The organism is Kitasatospora sp. NPDC056446 (assembly GCF_042796115.1).
GTDB lineage: Bacteria > Actinomycetota > Actinomycetes > Streptomycetales > Streptomycetaceae > Kitasatospora.
In genome coordinates, this window is the sequence record NZ_JBHTRF010000051.1 from 1 (window position 1) to 17,246 (window position 17,246).

15 protein-coding genes are annotated in these 17,246 nt (G+C 75.4%); 6 read left to right on the forward strand and 9 right to left on the reverse strand.

The window, feature by feature from the left end; translation table 11 throughout:
• Window positions 1-108: 108 nt before the first annotated feature.
• Together ACFQ6N_RS27180 and ACFQ6N_RS27185 are read right to left on the reverse strand one after the other, a co-directional pair.
• Window positions 109-966 (reverse strand): alpha/beta fold hydrolase, encoded by an 858-nt coding sequence (locus tag ACFQ6N_RS27180; protein ID WP_380654226.1) that lies wholly within the window; start codon window positions 964-966, stop codon window positions 109-111.
• A 113-nt stretch (window positions 967-1,079) separates the two neighbouring features.
• Entirely contained in the window at window positions 1,080-2,327 is a 1,248-nt protein-coding gene (locus ACFQ6N_RS27185; RefSeq protein ID WP_380654228.1) for an MFS transporter, read from the reverse strand.
• Between the two features lie 324 nt (window positions 2,328-2,651).
• Between ACFQ6N_RS27185 and ACFQ6N_RS27190 the strand changes: the two genes are divergently transcribed.
• On the forward strand, window positions 2,652-3,365 hold the full coding sequence (locus ACFQ6N_RS27190) for a hypothetical protein (protein ID WP_380654231.1): 714 nt from the start codon (window positions 2,652-2,654) through the stop codon (window positions 3,363-3,365).
• Window positions 3,366-3,473: 108 nt separating this feature from the next.
• On the opposite strand, the gene ACFQ6N_RS27195 is transcribed toward ACFQ6N_RS27190, so the two are convergent.
• On the reverse strand, window positions 3,474-4,088 hold the full coding sequence (locus ACFQ6N_RS27195; protein ID WP_380654233.1) for a TIGR03086 family metal-binding protein: 615 nt from the start codon (window positions 4,086-4,088) through the stop codon (window positions 3,474-3,476).
• A 209-nt stretch (window positions 4,089-4,297) separates the two neighbouring features.
• Here ACFQ6N_RS27195 and ACFQ6N_RS27200 point away from each other — a divergent pair, with 209 nt between their 5' ends.
• Window positions 4,298-6,517 (forward strand): DEAD/DEAH box helicase, encoded by a 2,220-nt coding sequence (locus tag ACFQ6N_RS27200; protein ID WP_380654236.1) that lies wholly within the window; start codon window positions 4,298-4,300, stop codon window positions 6,515-6,517.
• A gap of 193 nt (window positions 6,518-6,710) precedes the next feature.
• Window positions 6,711-7,523, forward strand: coding sequence for a class I SAM-dependent methyltransferase (locus ACFQ6N_RS27205; RefSeq protein ID WP_380654336.1), 813 nt, complete (start codon window positions 6,711-6,713; stop codon window positions 7,521-7,523).
• Between the two features lie 40 nt (window positions 7,524-7,563).
• Here the strand turns inward: ACFQ6N_RS27205 and ACFQ6N_RS27210 are convergent, their stop codons facing one another.
• Window positions 7,564-8,220: a response regulator gene (locus ACFQ6N_RS27210; protein WP_380654239.1), complete on the reverse strand. Its 657-nt coding sequence runs from the start codon at window positions 8,218-8,220 to the stop codon at window positions 7,564-7,566.
• On the reverse strand, window positions 8,208-9,509 hold the full coding sequence (locus ACFQ6N_RS27215) for a sensor histidine kinase (protein WP_380654242.1): 1,302 nt from the start codon (window positions 9,507-9,509) through the stop codon (window positions 8,208-8,210). Before ACFQ6N_RS27215 ends, ACFQ6N_RS27210 begins: the two co-directional genes overlap by 13 nt.
• A 145-nt stretch (window positions 9,510-9,654) precedes the next feature.
• Between ACFQ6N_RS27215 and ACFQ6N_RS27220 the strand changes: the two genes are divergently transcribed.
• Window positions 9,655-10,677 (forward strand): hypothetical protein, encoded by a 1,023-nt coding sequence (locus tag ACFQ6N_RS27220; RefSeq protein WP_380654245.1) that lies wholly within the window; start codon window positions 9,655-9,657, stop codon window positions 10,675-10,677.
• 290 nt (window positions 10,678-10,967) lie between these two features.
• Here ACFQ6N_RS27220 and ACFQ6N_RS27225 read toward each other — a convergent pair whose 3' ends face one another.
• The 3 genes from ACFQ6N_RS27225 to ACFQ6N_RS27235 are packed head-to-tail and all read right to left on the reverse strand — an operon-like array spanning window position 10,968 to window position 13,707.
• Complete coding sequence (locus ACFQ6N_RS27225) at window positions 10,968-11,720, reverse strand: FAD:protein FMN transferase (protein ID WP_380654338.1); 753 nt, start codon at window positions 11,718-11,720, stop codon at window positions 10,968-10,970.
• A gap of 31 nt (window positions 11,721-11,751) precedes the next feature.
• A complete protein-coding gene (locus ACFQ6N_RS27230) occupies window positions 11,752-12,237 on the reverse strand; it encodes an FMN-binding protein (protein WP_380654247.1) in 486 nt (161 codons plus the stop codon).
• A gap of 45 nt (window positions 12,238-12,282) precedes the next feature.
• On the reverse strand, window positions 12,283-13,707 hold the full coding sequence (locus ACFQ6N_RS27235; protein ID WP_380654250.1) for a ferric reductase-like transmembrane domain-containing protein: 1,425 nt from the start codon (window positions 13,705-13,707) through the stop codon (window positions 12,283-12,285).
• A gap of 236 nt (window positions 13,708-13,943) precedes the next feature.
• Between ACFQ6N_RS27235 and ACFQ6N_RS27240 the strand changes: the two genes are divergently transcribed.
• Together ACFQ6N_RS27240 and ACFQ6N_RS27245 are read left to right on the forward strand one after the other, a co-directional pair.
• A complete protein-coding gene (locus tag ACFQ6N_RS27240; RefSeq protein WP_380654252.1) occupies window positions 13,944-14,660 on the forward strand; it encodes a response regulator transcription factor in 717 nt (238 codons plus the stop codon).
• Between the two features lie 80 nt (window positions 14,661-14,740).
• Window positions 14,741-16,210, forward strand: coding sequence for a sensor histidine kinase (locus ACFQ6N_RS27245; protein WP_380654340.1), 1,470 nt, complete (start codon window positions 14,741-14,743; stop codon window positions 16,208-16,210).
• Here the strand turns inward: ACFQ6N_RS27245 and ACFQ6N_RS27250 are convergent.
• Entirely contained in the window at window positions 16,191-17,240 is a 1,050-nt protein-coding gene (locus tag ACFQ6N_RS27250) for a GlxA family transcriptional regulator (RefSeq protein WP_380654254.1), read from the reverse strand. The two genes, ACFQ6N_RS27245 and ACFQ6N_RS27250, sit on opposite strands and share 20 nt — an antisense overlap.
• Window positions 17,241-17,246: the final 6 nt, after the last annotated feature.

The window sequence follows — 17,246 nt, forward strand, 5'->3', positions numbered from 1 at the left end:
ATGGTACTGCAGGGGGGACCCTGTGGGAGAGTAGGACGCCGCCGAACAATCATTCAGAAAAACCCCCATCCGGTATCCGGATGGGGGTTTTTCGCGTTTCCGGGCGGATTACGGGAGCGCGAGCATCGCCGCGGCGACCTCCTCGGCGGCCGCGTCGGGGATCGCGGTCGCGGCCTGTTCGAGCACCAGCAGCCGTGCGCCGGGGATCTCGCGCGCGAGCGCCTCGCCGTTGCCGACCGGGAAGAAGCGGTTGTGGCGACCGTGCACCACGAGCGCCGGCAGCGCGAGCTCGGGCAGGCGCTCACGCCACCGCGGCTCACAGTCGAGCTTGGCGAACGCCATGCCCATCTGGTTGGCCGTCTGGAGCGCGGGGTCCGTGCCCGGTGTGCGGTCGAAGACGCGCTCGGCGGTGGCGCGTGCGGCAGCCGGATCGTCACCGAGGAGCTGTGCCCTGGCGGCGGCGAACTCCGCCACGGCGGCGCGGTCGGACCAGTCGGGCATCGGGAGCGCGAACCGCTGCTTCAGGACCGCCTCGTCGTGGTCGGGCAGGTCGTCGTCGACCGGGCCGGGGGCGACGGGCCGCGTCCCGGCCAGGGTGAGCGCCGAGAACGCGTCCGGATGGTCGAGCGCGGCGACCTGCCCGACCATCCCGCCGACGCCGATGCCCGCCAGGTGCGCCGGCCGGTCGGCGAGTCCGCGGGCGAGCGCGGCCGCGTCGGCGGCGAGGTCCCGGAGCGTGTACGCGGGAGCCCCGGGGTCGACGGTCGTCGACGCGCCGGAGTCGCGCAGGTCGTAGCGGACGACGTGGCGTCCGCCGCGCGCGAGCGCCTCGCAGAGCGCGTCGGGCCACGACAGCATCGTCGTGCCGCCCGCGAGCAGGATGAGGGGCGCCGCCGCGTCGCCGAAGTGCTCGACCCCGAGCGTGACGCCTCCGGGTGTGCGGAACGAATGGACCGTCGAACGCATCGTCAACCTTCCGGGCAGGTGCGTGGGCGAGGCCACGCTACTCCGCACCGCCGACACCGCCCGCCGGCGCTGCACCCGCAACGGCGAGGAACCCGCAAGGAGCCCGACAGGCGTCAGGCGGGCGGTGCGGGTGCCGGGTCCGGGCCGACCCGGTGGCCGTACCGCCCCACGAGGGCGGCGGCGAGCAGGGCCACGGCGCCGCCGAGCAGCATGACGGTGGCGGGGGAGCCGTGGTCCACCACGACGCCTCCGGCCAGGGCGCCGATCGACATGGTGGCCTGGAACCCCGAGGTGAACACCACGCCGGCCGCTTCCGGGGCGTCCGGGGCGGCGGCGAGGAACCAGCTCAGGGAGCAGACCGGGACGGCGCCGTACGCCAGGCCCCAGAGCGTCAGCAGGACGGCGGCGCCCGGACCGCCGGCACCGAGCAGGGGCAGCAGGAGGGTCGCGGTGGCGAGCAGCACGGTGACCGTGGCGAACACCGGGCGCAGCGCCCGTGCCGCGCGGCCGCCGGCGAGGAGGTTGCCGAGCAGTCCGGCGGCGCCGTAGGCGAGCAGGAGGCCGGTGACCAGGCCCGGTCCGGCGTGGGTGGTGGTCATGAGGAACGGGGTCACGTAGGTGTAGCTGCCGAAATGGGCCAGGACGATCAGGAAGGTCACGGCGAGGCCGGTGCGGGTACCCCGGCGGGCCAGCAGCCCGCGCAGCGCGTCCGGGCCGGTGGTGGTCAGCGGGGGGAGCGGCGGCAGGGACCGGAGGAGGGCGGCCAGGGCGATCAGGGTCAGCGCGGTCATCGCGTGGAAGGCCGTCCGCCAGCCGGCGAGGGAGGCCAGGAACACGCCCGCCGGGACGCCGAGGACCGAGCCGAGCGGGACGGCGGAGAAGATCACGGTGTTGGCCAGGGCCCGCCGGTGCTCCGGGACGAGGCGCGGGGCCAGCCCGGAGCCGATCGACCAGAACGCCCCGATGACCAGGCCGAGCGCGATCCGGGCGGTCAGGACGGCCCAGTAGGCGGGGGCGAGCGCGTTGAGGAGGTCCGCCAGTGCCAGGAGCAGCAGCAGTGCGCAGAGCATGGTCCGCCGGTCGGCGCGCCGGGTCGCGACGGTCACCGCGGGCGCGGCGACGGCGGCGACGATGCCGGGCAGCGTCATCATGAGCCCGGCCGTGCCGTCGGAGATCCGGAAGGCGGCACCGATCGGGGTCAGCAGTCCGATCGGCAGGATCTCGGTGGTGACGATGGCGAACACGCCCGTCGTCACCGCGGCGACCGCGAGCCAACCACCCTTCCCTGGAGGGGAGTCGGGCCGGGGTGGTGTGGGGCCGGGCGGGCGGGGGGAGGAGCGGAGGGCTGTGGTGTCGGCCATGCCGGCGGGTCCTGTCCGTGAGTGCGTGCGGTAGGACGAAGTCCACCAATCCGCCGGGGTCCGGGTCTGGCGTGAATCCGACCTCGACGTCCGGCCTCGACGCCCGGGCCGCGCGGTCGGGCGGCCCGGTGCGCCGGGCATCGGCTGCCGGGCCGGGCGGCTGTCCTGACGGGTTTCGGACAAGGTGATCCCGGGGGCGGAATTCTTGGAATCTCCACTGAATTCTCATCTCATCCGCCCATAGGGTGATTCTCGTTCCGCCCGCCGGGAACCCGGTCGGCGGGACGCTTCCTCGCACCCCGATCCGACTGGAGTGGTTCGACTATGAATGTCCGTCAGCTGTGGAAGCGTGCGGCGGCCGCGGTCGCCGGCAGGGGGATCGGTGCCGTCGCGGCGGCGTTCGCGCTGGTCGCGGCCGTCGTGCTGGGCGGCACGGTCGCCGGTGCGTCGACGGCGGAGGCCAAGGCCTCGTGGGGCGGGTGGTCGGGCCGGTGGGCCTGCTCCGGGCAGCCCGTCGACGCCGGGAACGTCATCACGGACCACGACAGCTCGGGTTGCGGCGGCTACGGCTCCTGGTACCAGCAGCCGGCGAAGGACGGGATCTGGACCTGTTCCGGCTCCCCGGTGGTGGCCGGCTACGTGATCACCGACCATGTGACGACCGGTTGCCGGGGCATGGGCGCGTGGCGCCACAGCCTGGTCCGGGACGGCATATGGACCTGCTCCGGCTCGCCCGTCGTGCCCGGCTACGTCATCACCAACCACCTGCGGGCCGGCTGCGGCGGCATCGGCTCCTGGCAGCACGGCCTCCCGCACGACGGGATCTGGACCTGTTCCGGCTCCCCGGTGGTGGCCGGCTACGTGATCACCGGCCACATGACGGCGGGCTGTGACGGCGCCGGCGCCTGGTACCACAACACCGCCCGCGCCGGCCTGTGGACCTGCCCCGGTTCGCCCGTCCCGGCGGGCTTCCGCGCCAGCAGCTACTCGGCGGCGGGCTGCAACGGCCTCGGCGCCTGGATGCTCGTCCGCGCCTGAGGTTCTGAACGCCTGAGGTACTGACGGCCTTGGGTTCTGAAAATCCAACGGCCCGTCCCTGTCCCCGCGTCCGCTTCCGGGCGCGGGGACCGGCCGTCGGCGGGGCCGTCAGGGCAGCGCGTCGTAGGACCAGTCCGGGTCGCGGCCGGTGAGCGCCAGCAGCCGGTTCTGGACGTCGGCGCCCGGTACGGCGGTGAGCGGCGGGTCGAACATGCCGGTGCCGGCCAGGTTGCGGTAGCCCCGGAACTCGTCGAGCGCGTACCGGGCGGCGCCCGGCGGGATCCGGCCGTCCTCGCCCAGTGCCCGGGCCAGGTCCCAGCCGTGCACGACGGTCTCGGCGGTCAGCTCGCGGGCGTACCCGCCGGCGTCGCGCACCCCGTACGGCAGGTGCACCAGCAGGTCCGGCGCGCCCTGCTGGTGGAGTGCGCGGACCGCGGTGTCGGCGGCCATCGTCCAGACGCCGACGGGGTTGCGGCCCAGCACGTCGCCGCCGAAACGGTGGCCGATCGCCTCCGGGGTGTAGCCGGCCACCGCCTGGCAGACCCAGAGGTGTTGCGCCGCGAGGTGGTTCACCAGCGTGCGGACGTCCCAGTCCCGGCACGGCGTGGGTGCGGTCCAGCCGTCTTCGGGAACGGCCTTCACCATGCGGGTCACCTCCGCCACGGCGGCGACGTAGCGTTCACGGACCTCGACGTGGAACCCGGGTGGATGCGGACATTCCATCGGAGGGCCTCCCTCCTGCCCTGCTTACTCTCAGTAAACCGCCACCGGGAGTGACCTGCCAGACGTGGGACCGCACCGCTGCCCCGGGTGTCCGGGCCGTTCCGCCGGGTGCCCGCCCCGCTGCCCCCGGTGCCCGGACGGCTCCTCCCCGTCAGCGCCCGGCCGGGGGCGACGGACCGGGGGCTCCGCTGTCGGAGCCTGATGGGAGCATGGGGCCGCCGGGCGGCGTCGCGCGGGGCAGCCGAGACAGGAGTCGACAGGTGGGGGATACCCGGCGGGGCGTCCGGAAGGCCAGGGCGGTCCTCGCCGCCGCCGACCGGCTGCGGCAGGCGGCCGACGCGGTCCTCGACGACCACCGCAACGCCGTCGACCAGGTGCGTCGCCCCTTCGTCGACCTGCGGAACCGGCTGGTCGGCGACGAGCTGGCGGCCATCCCGGTCGCCCGGCTCAACGACGTGACCGAGGGGCGGCTGAGGGTCGGCGCCCTGGAGGCCGCCGGACTGGCCAACGTGCGGCAGGTGGTCGAGGCCTCGGCCTACGCCCTGCGCCTGATCCCGGGCGTCGGGGCCCGGACGGCCGCTCAGACGGTCGCCGCCGCCGGGCAGATCGCCAGGGCCGTCGAGCAGTCGGTGGCCGTGCGGCTGGACGTCGACCGGCCGGACCCGCTGAGCACCGCGCTCGTCGTCGCGCTCCACCGGCTGGTGGCCGCCGGGCTCGACGCCCGGCGCGCCCGGGACCTCGCGGAGCGGGTCAGCGCCGAGACCGGGCCCCTGGTGGCCGCCGCGCGGCCGGCCCGGGGCAGGCTGCACGGGCTGCTCGCCGGGCGGCAGCGCAGGACCGAGGCGCACGAGGCGGTCGAGCGGCTCGACGTGCTGTCGGCGGCGTACGAGGAGCAGGCCGTCCTCGTGCTCTTCGCCCAGACGTCCGTCGACCTGCTGCGCCCGTCGGCCGGTGACGCCGAGGCGTGGACGGACTTCGAGCTCCGCTCGGCCGAGTACTACGGAGTCCTCGGCGGGATCGCCGAGGACGGCGCCGCCCCGCCCGCCGCCGCCGAGGGCTTCCTACCGGAGGGAATGTCCGAGCGGATCCGGGCCGAGCCGCTGGACGACACCCACTGCCGGGTTTCCCTGCGCGGCTACCAGGCGTTCGGGGCGCGGTTCGCGCTGGCACGGAAGCGGGTGATCATCGGGGACGAGATGGGTCTCGGGAAAACGGTGCAGGCGATCGCCGCGCTGGCCCACCTCCGGGCGCGCGGGAGCACGCACTTCCTGGTCGTCTGCCCGGCCGGCGTCCTGGTCAACTGGCTCAGGGAGGTCGAGGCGCGCAGCACGCTGCGGGCGTACCGGGTGCACGGCGCGGAACGGGAGGCGGCGTTCGCCGAGTGGCTGCGGCACGGCGGCGTGGCCGTCGTGACCTTCGACGGCCTGCGCCGGCTGGACGTCCCGCAGGAGGCCGCCGTCGCCATGGTCGTGGTCGACGAGGCCCACTACGTCAAGAACCACGACGCGCAGCGCTCCCGGGCGGTGGCCTCCTGGACGGACCGGGTCGAGCGGGTGCTGTTCCTGACCGGGACCCCGATGGAGAACCGGGTGGAGGAGTTCCGCAACCTGGTGGGCTACCTCCAGCCCGAGCTGCTGCGGGGGCTCGACGGCGGTACGGCCGCCGCCGGACCGGTGGCGTTCCGCAAGGCGGTGGCCCCGGCGTACCTGCGCCGCAACCAGCAGGACGTGCTCCCCGAACTGCCCGAGGCCGTCCACGTCGACGAGTGGGAGGAGTTCACGCCGGCCGACCTCGCCGCGTACCGGGCGGCCGTCGCCGCCGGGAACTTCCCGGCGATGCGCCGTGCCGCGTACGCGGATCCGGAGCGGTCGGCGAAGTTGAGGCGGCTGGTGGAGATCGTCCGGGAGGCGGCCGACGAGGGGCTGAAGGTCGTCGTCTTCTCGCAGTTCCGCGACGTGCTGGCGGCCGTGCGGGCGGCCCTGGGCCCGGGCGCCTTCGGGCCGATCGACGGCGCCCTGGGGGCCGCCCGGCGCCAGGAGGTGGTGGACGGGTTCGGCGCGGTGCCCGGTCACGCGGTCCTGCTGAGCCAGATCCAGGCCGGGGGCGTGGGCCTCAACATCCAGGCGGCCTCGGTGGTGATCCTGTGCGAGCCGCAGGTCAAGCCGACCGTGGAGGCCCAGGCGATAGCCAGGGCCCACCGGATGGGGCAGGTCCGGCGGGTGCGGGTGCACCGCCTGCTGGCCGCCGACAGCGTCGACCAGCGGATGCTGGACATCCTGCGGGCGAAGGACCGGCTGTTCGACGACTACGCGCGCCGCAGCGAGGTGGCGGAGTCGACCCCGGAGGCCGTCGACGTCTCGGACCAGTCGCTCGCGGCACTGATCGTCGAGGAGGAGCAGGCGCGCCTGGCCTCCGACCGGCCCGGCTGACGGCCCGCCGGTCCTGCGTCCTGAGTCCCGGTCCCGGTCCCGGTCCCGGTCCCGCGTCCTGGTCGTGGTCCCGCGTCCCGGCGCCGGTCCGCGGCGTGCGGTCGCGGATCCGGCCCACCCGTCGGACCGGTCGGAGGCGATCACCTAGGCTGGCGCGGTGACTGATGAGCAGGAGCGGGTGCAGCCGTCGGGAGTGTGGGCCACGGCGGTGGGGGTGGCCAGGGTGCGGGCGCTGGAGACCGAGCGGGCGGACGCGCTGTTCCGTGACCCGCTGGCCCGGGCCTTCGCCGCCGCCGGCGGACTGTGGCCCTCCTCGCCGCCACCCGCTGACGAGGCCGCGCGCCGCCGCAGACTCGCCGTGTCGTTCTCCGTCGTCATCAGGACGAAGTTCCTCGACGACCTCTTGCTACGGGCCGCCGCGTCCGGGGTCCGGCAGGTCGTGCTGCTCGGCGCCGGCATGGACAGCCGGGCCTTCCGGATGGACTGGCCCGAGGGCACCCGGCTGTTCGAGGTCGACACCGCCGAGCCCCTGGACTTCAAGGCCTCGGTGCTGCGCCAGGAGCGGGCCGTCGCACGCTGCGAGCGGATCACCGTCGCGGCTGACCTGCGCGAGGACTGGCCGGCCGCGCTGGCCGCCGCAGGGCACGACCCGGCCGAGCCGACCGTGTGGATCGCCGAAGGGCTGCTGATCTACCTGCCCGAGGAGGCGGTGGAACTGCTGCTGGCCCGGATCGGCGCGCAGTCGGCGGCAGGCAGCCGGATGGGGCTGACGCTGGGTTCGCGCGGCGTGATCGAGCGCTTCGGCGCGGACGCCGTGCCGGGATCGGCGGCGGCCATGTGGGTCTCGGAGATGCCCGACGACCCGGTGGACTGGCTGGCCGGGCACGGCTGGGAGGCCGACAGCCACACCCTGCGCGAACGCGCCGCCGCCTACGGCCGCCCGGTCACCACCCCTCCGCAGCGCGAGGAGCGCCCCGGCGGGCTGATCTCGGCGGTCCGCCGGTAGCGCGCCCCGCCGGTCCGCCGGCCGTCCGCTGTCGGCCTCGCTACCCGTTCGCGAGGGTGCGCAGGTAGGTGAGGACGGCGAGGACGCGGCGGTGTCCGGTGTCGGGGGTGGGCATGCCGAGCTTGGCGAAGATGCTGCCGATGTGCTTGTTCACGGAGCTCTCGGCGAGGAAGAGGAGGGCCGCGATGGTCGGGTTGTTGTGGCCCTCGGCCATCAGGGCGAGGACCTCGCGCTCGCGCGGGGTCAGTGCGGCGAGCGGGTCGTCGGCGGTGCGGCGGGCCATGAGGTGGGTGATGACCTCGGGGTCCATGGCGGTGCCGCCGTCGGCGACCCGCCGCAGGGCCTGGAGGAACTCGTCGGCGCGGCCGACCCGGTCCTTGAGGAGGTAGCCGACGCCGCTGGCGCTCTGGGCCAGCAGCTCGGTGGCGTAGGCGCGTTCGACGTACTGGGAGAGGATCAGGACGGGCAGCGAGGGCAGCCGGCGGCGCGCCTCGACGGCGGCCCGCAGGCCCTCGTCGCGGAAGCCGGGCGGCAGCCGGACGTCGACCACCGCGACGTCGGGGCGGTGGTCGAGCAGGGCGGGCAGCAGGGCGTCCCCGTGCTCGACGGTCGCGCACACCTCGTGGCCCTCGCTGGTCAGCAGCAGGACCAGGCCCTCGCGGAGCAGGGCGTTGTCCTCGGCGATCAGGATCCGCATGGGATGTCCACTTCCAGTACGGTCGGGCCCCCGGGCGGGCTGGACAGGTGGGTGGTCCCGTCGAAGGCGGCGACCCGCTGACGGAGGCCGGGCAGGCCGCTTCCGGCGCCCTCGGCGGCTCCGCCCCGGCCGTCGTCCTCGATCCGGACGGCGATCGCGTCGGCGGTGACCCGCAGCCGGACCAGGGCACTGCGGGCGCCGCTGTGCCGGGCGACGTTGGTGAGCGCCTCGGCGACCACGAAGTAGGCCGCGGCCTCGGCGGCGGCGGGTGCGCGGGGCGGCGGGCCCGGGGTGTCGTCGAGGTCGGTGCGGGTGGGCACGGCGCAGTGGGCGGCGAGCGAGCGGACGGCCTCGGCGAGGCCCCGGTCGGCGAGTACGGGAGGGTGGATGCCGCGGACGAGCGAACGCAGCGACTCCAGGGCCTGCTCGGCGACGAGTTGGGTGCTGTCCAGCAACTCCGCGACCTGGTCGGGGCGATGGGCGAGCGCCCGCCGGATCACGCCGAGCCGGAGCGAGACGGCCACCAGGTCGGCCTGCGCGCCGTCGTGCAGGTCCCGTTCTATGCGCCGCAGTTCGGCGGCATGCGCGTCCAGCGCCGCGGACCGGCTCACCGTCAGCTCGTGGACGCGCCGCGCGAGCGAGGCGCGGCGGCGGGCGACCAGCAGCGGGCGGGACGCCCGGGCGTGCAGGTCGGCGAGCCGCGGCAGGGCGGCCAGCGCGACGGCGGCGTAGCCGAGGCCACCGGCCGCGGCCGTGCCGGCCACCGCCCAGGAGTCGACGTCCAGGAGGATGATCGAGTCCCGTTCGGCCGGCAGCAGCCGCCACCACACCGGCGCCGTCAGCCAGTTGAAGGCGTGGCTGCACAGGGTGAGGGCGGCGGCGCACAGGACGGTACCGGCGGTGCCGTGGGCGAGGAGCCAGAGCAGGTCCTTGCGGACGGCGGGGTCGCGCGGGGACGGCCGGTCGCCGGGACGGTTCCGGTCGCCGGGACGGCTCGGGTCGCGATACGGCGTGCGCACCCCGGCGCCCAGCCGGCGGCCGACCAGCCTGCGGTGGAACTCGGCGTAGCGGCGCAGCAGTCGCAGCGCGGGGCACAGCAGCGGGAGGCCCGCTCCCACCAGGCAGAGGGCGAGGACGGCGGCCAGGAGGGACAGTGCGACCAGTGCACCCAGGCCCGTACCGAGGCAGAGCAGCAGGTAGCCGGCGGCGGAGGGGAAACGGCGGACCGTGGAGCGGGCGGCCGCGGCGGCGGAGGCGGCTGCCCGTACGGGAATTCCGGGCGCCCACACGATCGTTCAGTGCCTCCGGGCCTCCGAGTCGACTTTTCGGTCACCCTAGCACCGGCTCCGGCGCCGAACCTGGCTGCGGCCCTTTCCCCGGGCGTCCGGCGACCCCACAATGGGGCGGGCAGATCATGAAGGTGGGGGACGCGCGGTGGAGTGGCTGCTGGGGATCGGCGGAGCGCTGTTGCTCGGCGTGGTGACCAACCTGGTGTACGACTTCGCCAAGTACGGCGGCTCGCGCCTCGGTTCACGGGTGCCGGCGCCGCACGTCCGGCGGACCAGCCTGACGGCGGCGGCGCGGGCGCACGACGTGCGGGCGGACGGACTGGCGCCGCTGGTGACCTGGTCGGCGGCCCGGCCGCTGAAACCCGGCACGCTGGTCACGGGGTACCGGGGGCGGGTCGTCCGGCCGCACGTGCTCGACGGGGCGGGGTGGGCCGACGAGGTGGCGCGTCAGCGGGCGGCGGGAGCGGCGGGCCGAACGGCGTATGTCTCGCGGCTGACGGTCGATCACGGCGAGCACGGCGCCGCCCGGGTGTGCGAGGTGGACATCGCCGAGAGCGACTACGCGGAGTGCATGGCCACCACCCGGCTGGGCCGGGAGGAACCGGCGGCGACCCGGCTGCTGCGCGAGGCGCTGGACGAGGGCCTGACGAGCTTCGTGGCCGTCGCGCCGCCCACGATGATGAGCGCCTGCGTCGCGGTGCGGGACCGCGCCGGCCGACTGCTGCTGCTCCGCCGCTCACTGGCGGTCACGACGTTTCCGGCGCAGTGGACGGTCGGGATCAACGAGACGATGAAGTACCGCGACGAGCCGGGCGCCGCGGAGGACTTCTACGCGCTGGTCCACCGGGCGCTGGAGGAGGAGCTGGGGCTGCTGCCGGCCGATGTCGGGCCGACGGTGATCACCTGGCTCGGCTGGAGCGAGCCGGCCTCCTGCTACACGCTGGTCGCCACCGTCCGGTCGCGGCTCGACGCGGCGGAGATCGACCGCCGCCGGGAGGCCTGCCACAGCACCTTCGAGCACGACATGGCGGTCTGGGTGCCGTTCACCCGCCGCTCGGTGTCCGAGCTGATCGAGGGCGGCACCTGCCCGGACGGCTCGCGGCGCTGGTCGTACCTGGCGCTGGTGGCCTGGGAGGCCTGGCGGGCGGCCCAGCAGGAACGGGCGTAGGCCGCCGGGTGAGGTTGCGTCATGAGCAGGTCTCATGACCGAGCCTCATGAGCGGGTCTCATAACCGAGCCTCATGAGCAGGTCTCATGAGCGCGGCCCATGAGGTTCTCTCATGAGGACAGCCGGATGAGTGCGCTTCATGGGCCGCGTCATGAGGTTGTCTCATGGGCCGCGTCATGAGTCCGTCTCATGAGTTGCGGTCATGAGGCGCGCTCATGACCGCAGCTCATGAGGGTCTCTCATGACCACCGCCCCGCCACCCTGCATGAGTCCTCCTCATCACGTCGCCGTCAGCGGACGGCGGCCTGCCAGTCCGCGGGGCCGCCGGCCGGGAGGTGGCCGGGCAGGCCGGAGGTCCAGCGTTTGCTGCCGTCCGGCAGGACGGCGAGTGCCTCGATGCCGGGTTGCCGGGCGGCCCAGGTGAGGGCGCGGTCGGGGCCCATGGCGAAGGCGGCGGTCGTCCAGGCGTCGGTGCGGGCGATGCCGGTGCCCGGAGCGCCGACCAGGGTGAGGGAGGCCAGTGCGGTGGCTGGGCGCCCGGTGTACGGGTCGAGGATGTGGGCGCCGCGCTCGGCGGTGCCGGAGGTGGCCACGGCGAGGTCGCGGCCGGCCAGGACGGCGGCGAGCAGGCCGGGCCGGCGGGGGTCGGCGACACCGATCCGCCACGGTCCGCCGCTCGTCTGGACGTCCCCGCCGCCGCTGACGCAGTACTGCCGGGCGCCCGAGGACCGCAGCAGATCAGCCGACTCCTCGACCGCCCATCCCTTGACCCAGCCGCTGGGGTCGAGCCGGCCGCCGGGCCGTTCGGTGAACCAGCCGTCGGTCTCGGCGGCCACCTCCCGGCAGGCGGCCAGGACGACGGGGACGTCCGGGTCGCAGCCGTCCGGGGTGAGTTCGCCCCGGCCGAGGCGGCTGATGTCGCTGTCCGGCCGGTAGGTCGAGAAGACCGCGTCGATCCGGTGCAGCCGTCGGACGATCCGGTCGAGGGCGGCGGCGGTGCGCGGGCCCGGGTCGCGGACGGTGATCGAGAAGACGGTGCCCATCACGGGTTCGGCGTGGCGGAGCACGGCCGACTCAGCCCTTGGCCCGGTCGAGTGCGCTCTGCAGGGAGCGGACGTACCCGTCGCTGGTGTAGGTCGCGCCGCTGACCACGTCGATCCCGGCGCTCTGCGCGGAGATCGCCTCCTGGTTGAGGACGGGCAGCGCGGAGGTGTTGATCTCGCGGTCGCGCCGTTCGGAGGAGGGGTACTTGACCACGTCGACGGCGGTGATCCGCTTGCCGGAGAGCGTGACCTCCACCTGGACCGGGCCGTACCGGGTGTTGACGGTGTCGCCGCTGACCTTCCGGGTGGCCCCGGACGGTGCGGTCGTGGCGGCCGCTGACGGTGGGGAACCGGCCGGGCTGCTGGCGCCGCCGGCGGCGCCGCTGTCGGAACTCGCGGCGCTGCCCGAGCCCGAGCCGATCACCGGGGCGGGCCCGGCCGCTTCGTGCGGTTTCAGGGAGAGCAGCAGCACCACCCCGGCGGCGGTGGCGGCACTGGTGACGACGGCTCGGCGCATGGAATCGACACTCCTCGGGGCTCGGGGCTCGGGGTCCGGACTGGTTCAGAAGGTGAAGCTCTCGTGGTGGATGCGCCCGGGCCGCACCCCCGCCGCCCGCAGCGCGCGGACGGCCTCCCCGGTCAGCGGTTCCGGGCCGCACAGGTAGACCTCGTGCTCGGCGAGGTCCGGGACGAGCCGGGCGAGCGCGGCGCCGAGGTCGCCGACCTGCTCCCGCGAGCCGAGCAGCTCGTGGACGGCCGCGCCGCGCCGCCGCCCGATGTCGGCGAGTTCCGCCCGGAACAGCACGTCCTCCGGCCGCCGGGCCCGCTGGACCAGCGTCAGCTCACCCGGCAGCGTCTCGAACAGGGCGCGCAGCGGGGTGATCCCGACGCCCGCCCCGAGCAGCAGCACCCGGTGCCGGCGCAGGACCCGTCCGGTGAACGCGCCGTACGGCCCCTCGGCGCGCACCTTGGTCCCCGGGCGCAGCGCGGCGACGGCGGCGCTGTGCCCGCCGAGGTCCTTGACGGTGAAGCGCAGGAACCGGGGGTGTGGTGGTGCGGACAGCGAGTACGGGTTGGCGGCCCAGCGCAGCCCGGGCGCCTGGAACTGGAGCCGGAAGAACTGGCCCGGTTCGGCACGCAGCTCGTCCAGCCGCTGCCCGGTGAGGAACAGCGACACCACTCCGGGCCCCTCCGGTCGTACCTCCGCCACTCGCAGCCCGTGCCGCCGGTCGAGCAGCCACGGCCGGGCCAGCCGGTACCAGCCGATCAGTGCCGCCGTCCCGAAGTACAGCGCGTACCAGGCGGCCCGGCCGGGGCCGCCGCCGAGGTCGGCGCCGGTGGCGAGCTGGTGGGAGAAGGCGAGTGCCACGGCCAGGTACGTCGCCAGGTGCAGGTAGTACCAGGCCTCGTACGGGAGGCGGCGGCGCGCGGCCCGGGCGGAGACGGCGCCGGTGCCGAGCAGCAGCAGGGTGCCCAGGGTGGCCTTGATCATCTCGGGGTAGTGGAAGACGATCTCCACGCCCTCGCCGACCGGCCCGCGCCCGTCGGTCAGCGCGTAGCCCCAGACGACGGTCAGCACGTGCACCGAAACGGCGGCCACCAGCCAGCGCCCGCCGAACGCGTGACAGCGCGCCAGCCGGTCCGCGCCGACCCCGCGCTCCACCGGCGGCAGCCGGGCCATCAGCAGGAGCAGGACCGGCGCGGCGTACCCGGCGAGCAGTCCGGTGATCCGGCCGGCGCCGGTCAGCCACCCGGCCGCGCCGACGACCTCCGGGGTGCCCGTCCACCACACCGCGAGCACGCCCAGCGCACCCGCGGCGACCAGGCCGAGTGCGACGGCCGGGTCGAGCGCGAACGGCGGGCGCGGCGCCGCGCGGTGCCGTCGGCCGCCGGGTGCCGACGCGGTCCCGGTCGCGGCCCCGGTTCCGGGCCGGGGCTCGGACGCCCGGGATCCGGGCCGCGGCTTCCGTGCGGCGGCAGTGCTCATCGGAACCTCCTCAGCGCCCGGCGGCTGGTGCCGCCGAGGCCGCCCACGATCGCACCGCAAGCTCTGAGCCGCCTCTGAGCGGGATCGCCGGCCGTGCCCGCGTTCGGCCACATCACCGCAGGTCAAGAGAGATATGACGGTCTACGAACGGTTCGCCGGGGTCTCAGGGGTTTCTCATCGCGGCGGTACAGAATGAACGCCGCGCGGCACGAGCCCGAGGGACCCGAGGGAGCAGCATGGACGACACCGCCGACCGCCCGGAGTGGCGGGTCCTGGTGGTCGACGACGAACCGGACCTGGTCGACGTGGTCTGCGGCGCCGTCCGCTACGAGGGCTGGCAGGCGCGCGGCGCCGTCACCGGCCTGGCCGCCGTGGAGCTCGCCGCGGCCTGGCGCCCGCACGCCGTGGTGCTCGACGTGATGCTGCCCGACCTCGACGGCCTGGAGGTGCTGCGGCGCGTCCACGCCGGGCAGCCCGAGGTGCGGGTGCTGTTCCTCACCGCCCGGGACGCCGTCGAGGAGCGGATCGCCGGCATCGCGGCGGGCGGCGACGACTACGTGACCAAGCCGTTCAGCCTGGCCGAGGTGGTGGTCCGGCTGCGCGGACTGCTGCGCCGGGCCGCCCCGCCCGCCGGATCCCGGCAGCCGCCCCCGCACGCGCTGGTGCTCGGCGACCTGGTCCTGGACGACCGGGCCCGCGAGGTGACCCGGGGCGGCGAGACCGTCGAGCTCAGCCCGACCGAGTACGCGCTGCTCGCCCACCTGATGCGCCACCCCCGCCAGGTGCTCAGCAAGGCGCAGATCCTGGACGCGGTGTGGTCGTACGACTTCGGCGGGCAGGCGCACATCGTCGAGCTGTACATCAGCTACCTGCGGAAGAAGGTGGACGCGGGCCGGAGCCCGATGATCCACACGGTGCGCGGCGCGGGCTACCTGATCAAGGCCGCGACGTGAGGCCTCGGTCCCCGGACGGCAAGCCGGGCTCCGGGGACGGGGGACCCCGGACGGGCGGCACGCGGCCACTGCCCCGCGCCCTGCGCACCCTGCGTACCCGCGCCGCGCGCCTGGCGCCCCGCACCCTGCGGGCCCGACTGATCGCCGGCCTCCTGGTGCTGCTCGTCGTCACCTGCGCCGCCGTCGGCTTCGCGACCGCCGCCGCGCTGCGCCACTTCCTGGTCGACCGGCTGGACCAGCAGCTCGCCGAGTCCGGCGGCCGCTACGCCGCGAGCCTGGAGCACACCGGCCAGGGCACTGGCCCCGACACCCGCGCGCAGACCCCGGGCACCCTCGGCGTCCGGCTGCTCGGCGGCCGGGTCACCGCCGCCGGCGTGGTCGACGGCGACGCCGACGACACGAGCGCCCCCGACGACGAGGATGACCGGATCACCTTCACCCCCGCCCAGCAGCGGGCCCTCGCCGCCCTGCCGGTCGGCGGCCCGGCCCGCAGCCTCGACCTCGGCGCGGCCCAGGGCCGCTACCGGGTCCGCGCGGTCGCCGGCCGGGACGGTGACGTGCTGGTCAGCGGTCTCCCGCTGCGTTCGGCGGAGGACACCGTCCGGCGGCTGGAGACCCTGGAGCTGACGGTCTTCGCGATCGCGGTCGCCGCGGCCGGCACGGCCGGGGCGCTCTGGGTCGGCTGGTCGCTGCGCCCGCTGCGACGGGTGGTGGGCACGGCCGAGCGGGTCAGCGCGATGCCGCTCGCCAGCGGCGAGGTCCTGCTGGCCGAACGGGTGCCGGACGACGATCCGCGCACCGAGGTCGGCCGGGTCGGCGCGGCGCTCAACCGGATGCTCGGCCACGTGGGCGACGCCCTGGCCCGCCGCCACACGGTGGAGGAGCGGCTGCGCGCCTTCGCCGCCGACGCCAGCCACGAGCTGCGCACCCCGGTCGCGGCCGTCCGCGGCCACGCCGAACTGGCGCTGCGCCACCCCGGTGCGGTCCCGCCGCCCGTCCGGCACTCGCTGGAGCGGATCGACGCGGAGGCGGTGCGGATGGGGACGATCGTCGAGGACCTGCTGCTGCTCGCCCGCCTGGACGCGGGCCGGCCGCTGGCCGTCGAGGAGGTGGATCTGACCCGGATCGCCCTCGACGCCGTGGCCGACGCCCGCGCCACCGGGCCGGACCACCGCTGGCGCCTGGCCCTCCCCGAGGATCCGGTCCTGGTGCGCGGCGACGAGCACCGGCTGAGCCAGGTGGTGGCCAACCTGCTGGCCAACGCCCGGACCCATACCCCGCCCGGCACCGGGGTCGAGCTGCGGATCGCCCGTGAACGGGACAACGGGCAGGTCGAGTTGAGCGTCACGGACGAGGGGCCGGGGATCCCGCCGGAGCTGCTCGACCGGGTCTTCGAACGCTTCGTCCGGGGCGACCGGGCCCGCTCGCGGGCCACCGGCTCGACCGGGCTCGGGCTGGCGATCGTGCGGGCCGTCGTGCGGGCGCACGGCGGCACGGTCGACGCGGCCGCCCGGCCCGGCCGCACCGTGTTCACCGTACGGCTGCCGTGACACCGCCTTGGGGGTCGGCAGGGGCGGCCGGGGGCGTGGCCGCGGTGCGGAAGCGCTGCCGGTAGTCGGTCGGCGTGGTGCCGAGGCGGCGGCGGAAGGCGCGCACCAGCGTGTCGGTGGTGCCGAACCCGCAGGCGGCGGCGATGCGTTCGAGCGTGGCGTCACCGGATTCCAGCCGGTGGCGCGCGAGTTCGACCCGGGCCGACTCCACGTAGGCGCTCGGGGTGGTGCCCAGCTCGGTCTTGAAGATCCTGGTCAACTGCCGTTCGCTGACGTGGGCGTGGGCGGCGAGGTCGGGGACGGTGAGCCGCCCGGAGAGGTTGCGCAGGATGTGGTGGCGCAGCTCCTCGATCCGCCGGGTGGTCGAGACGGGCTCCAGCGGGACGCTGAACTGGCTCTGGCCGCTGGGGCGTTTGAGGTACATCACGAGCTGGCGGGCGACCCGCAGGGCCAGCTCCTCGCCGAAGTCCTCGGCGACCAGGGCGAGCGAGAGGTCCAGGCAGGCGCTGATGCCCGCGCCGGTCCAGACCTCGCCCTCGCGGATGAAGATCGGATCGGGGTCGACCTCGACCTCCGGGTGGTCGGCGGCGAGCTGGCCCGCGGTGGACCAGTGCGTGGTGGCGCGGCGGCCGTCCAGCAGCCCGGCGGCGGCCAGCAGGTGCGCGCCGACGCAGACGCTCGCCACCCGGCGCGAGCGCGCGGCCAGCAGGCGGACCCGCTCGACCACCTCCGGGGCGGCCAGCGCGCGGACCCGGCGCAGCTCGTCCACCTCGACCGAGCCGGGCACCAGCAGGGTGTCGATGCCGCTCTCGGCCGCCTGGTCGAAGGTGAGGTCGGGCAGGATCCGCACGCCCGCCGCGGTGGTGACCGGCGCCGTGGTCTCGGCGGCGAGCACGACCCGGTAGCCGGTCGCGTCGTCGGTCTCCCGCCGGACCAGCGAGAACACCTCCGGCGGTCCGGTCACGTCGAGCAGGTCGACGCCCTCGAACAGGACGATGACGATCAGCCGCTGCACGGCCTCGGTCTCCACGGGTGC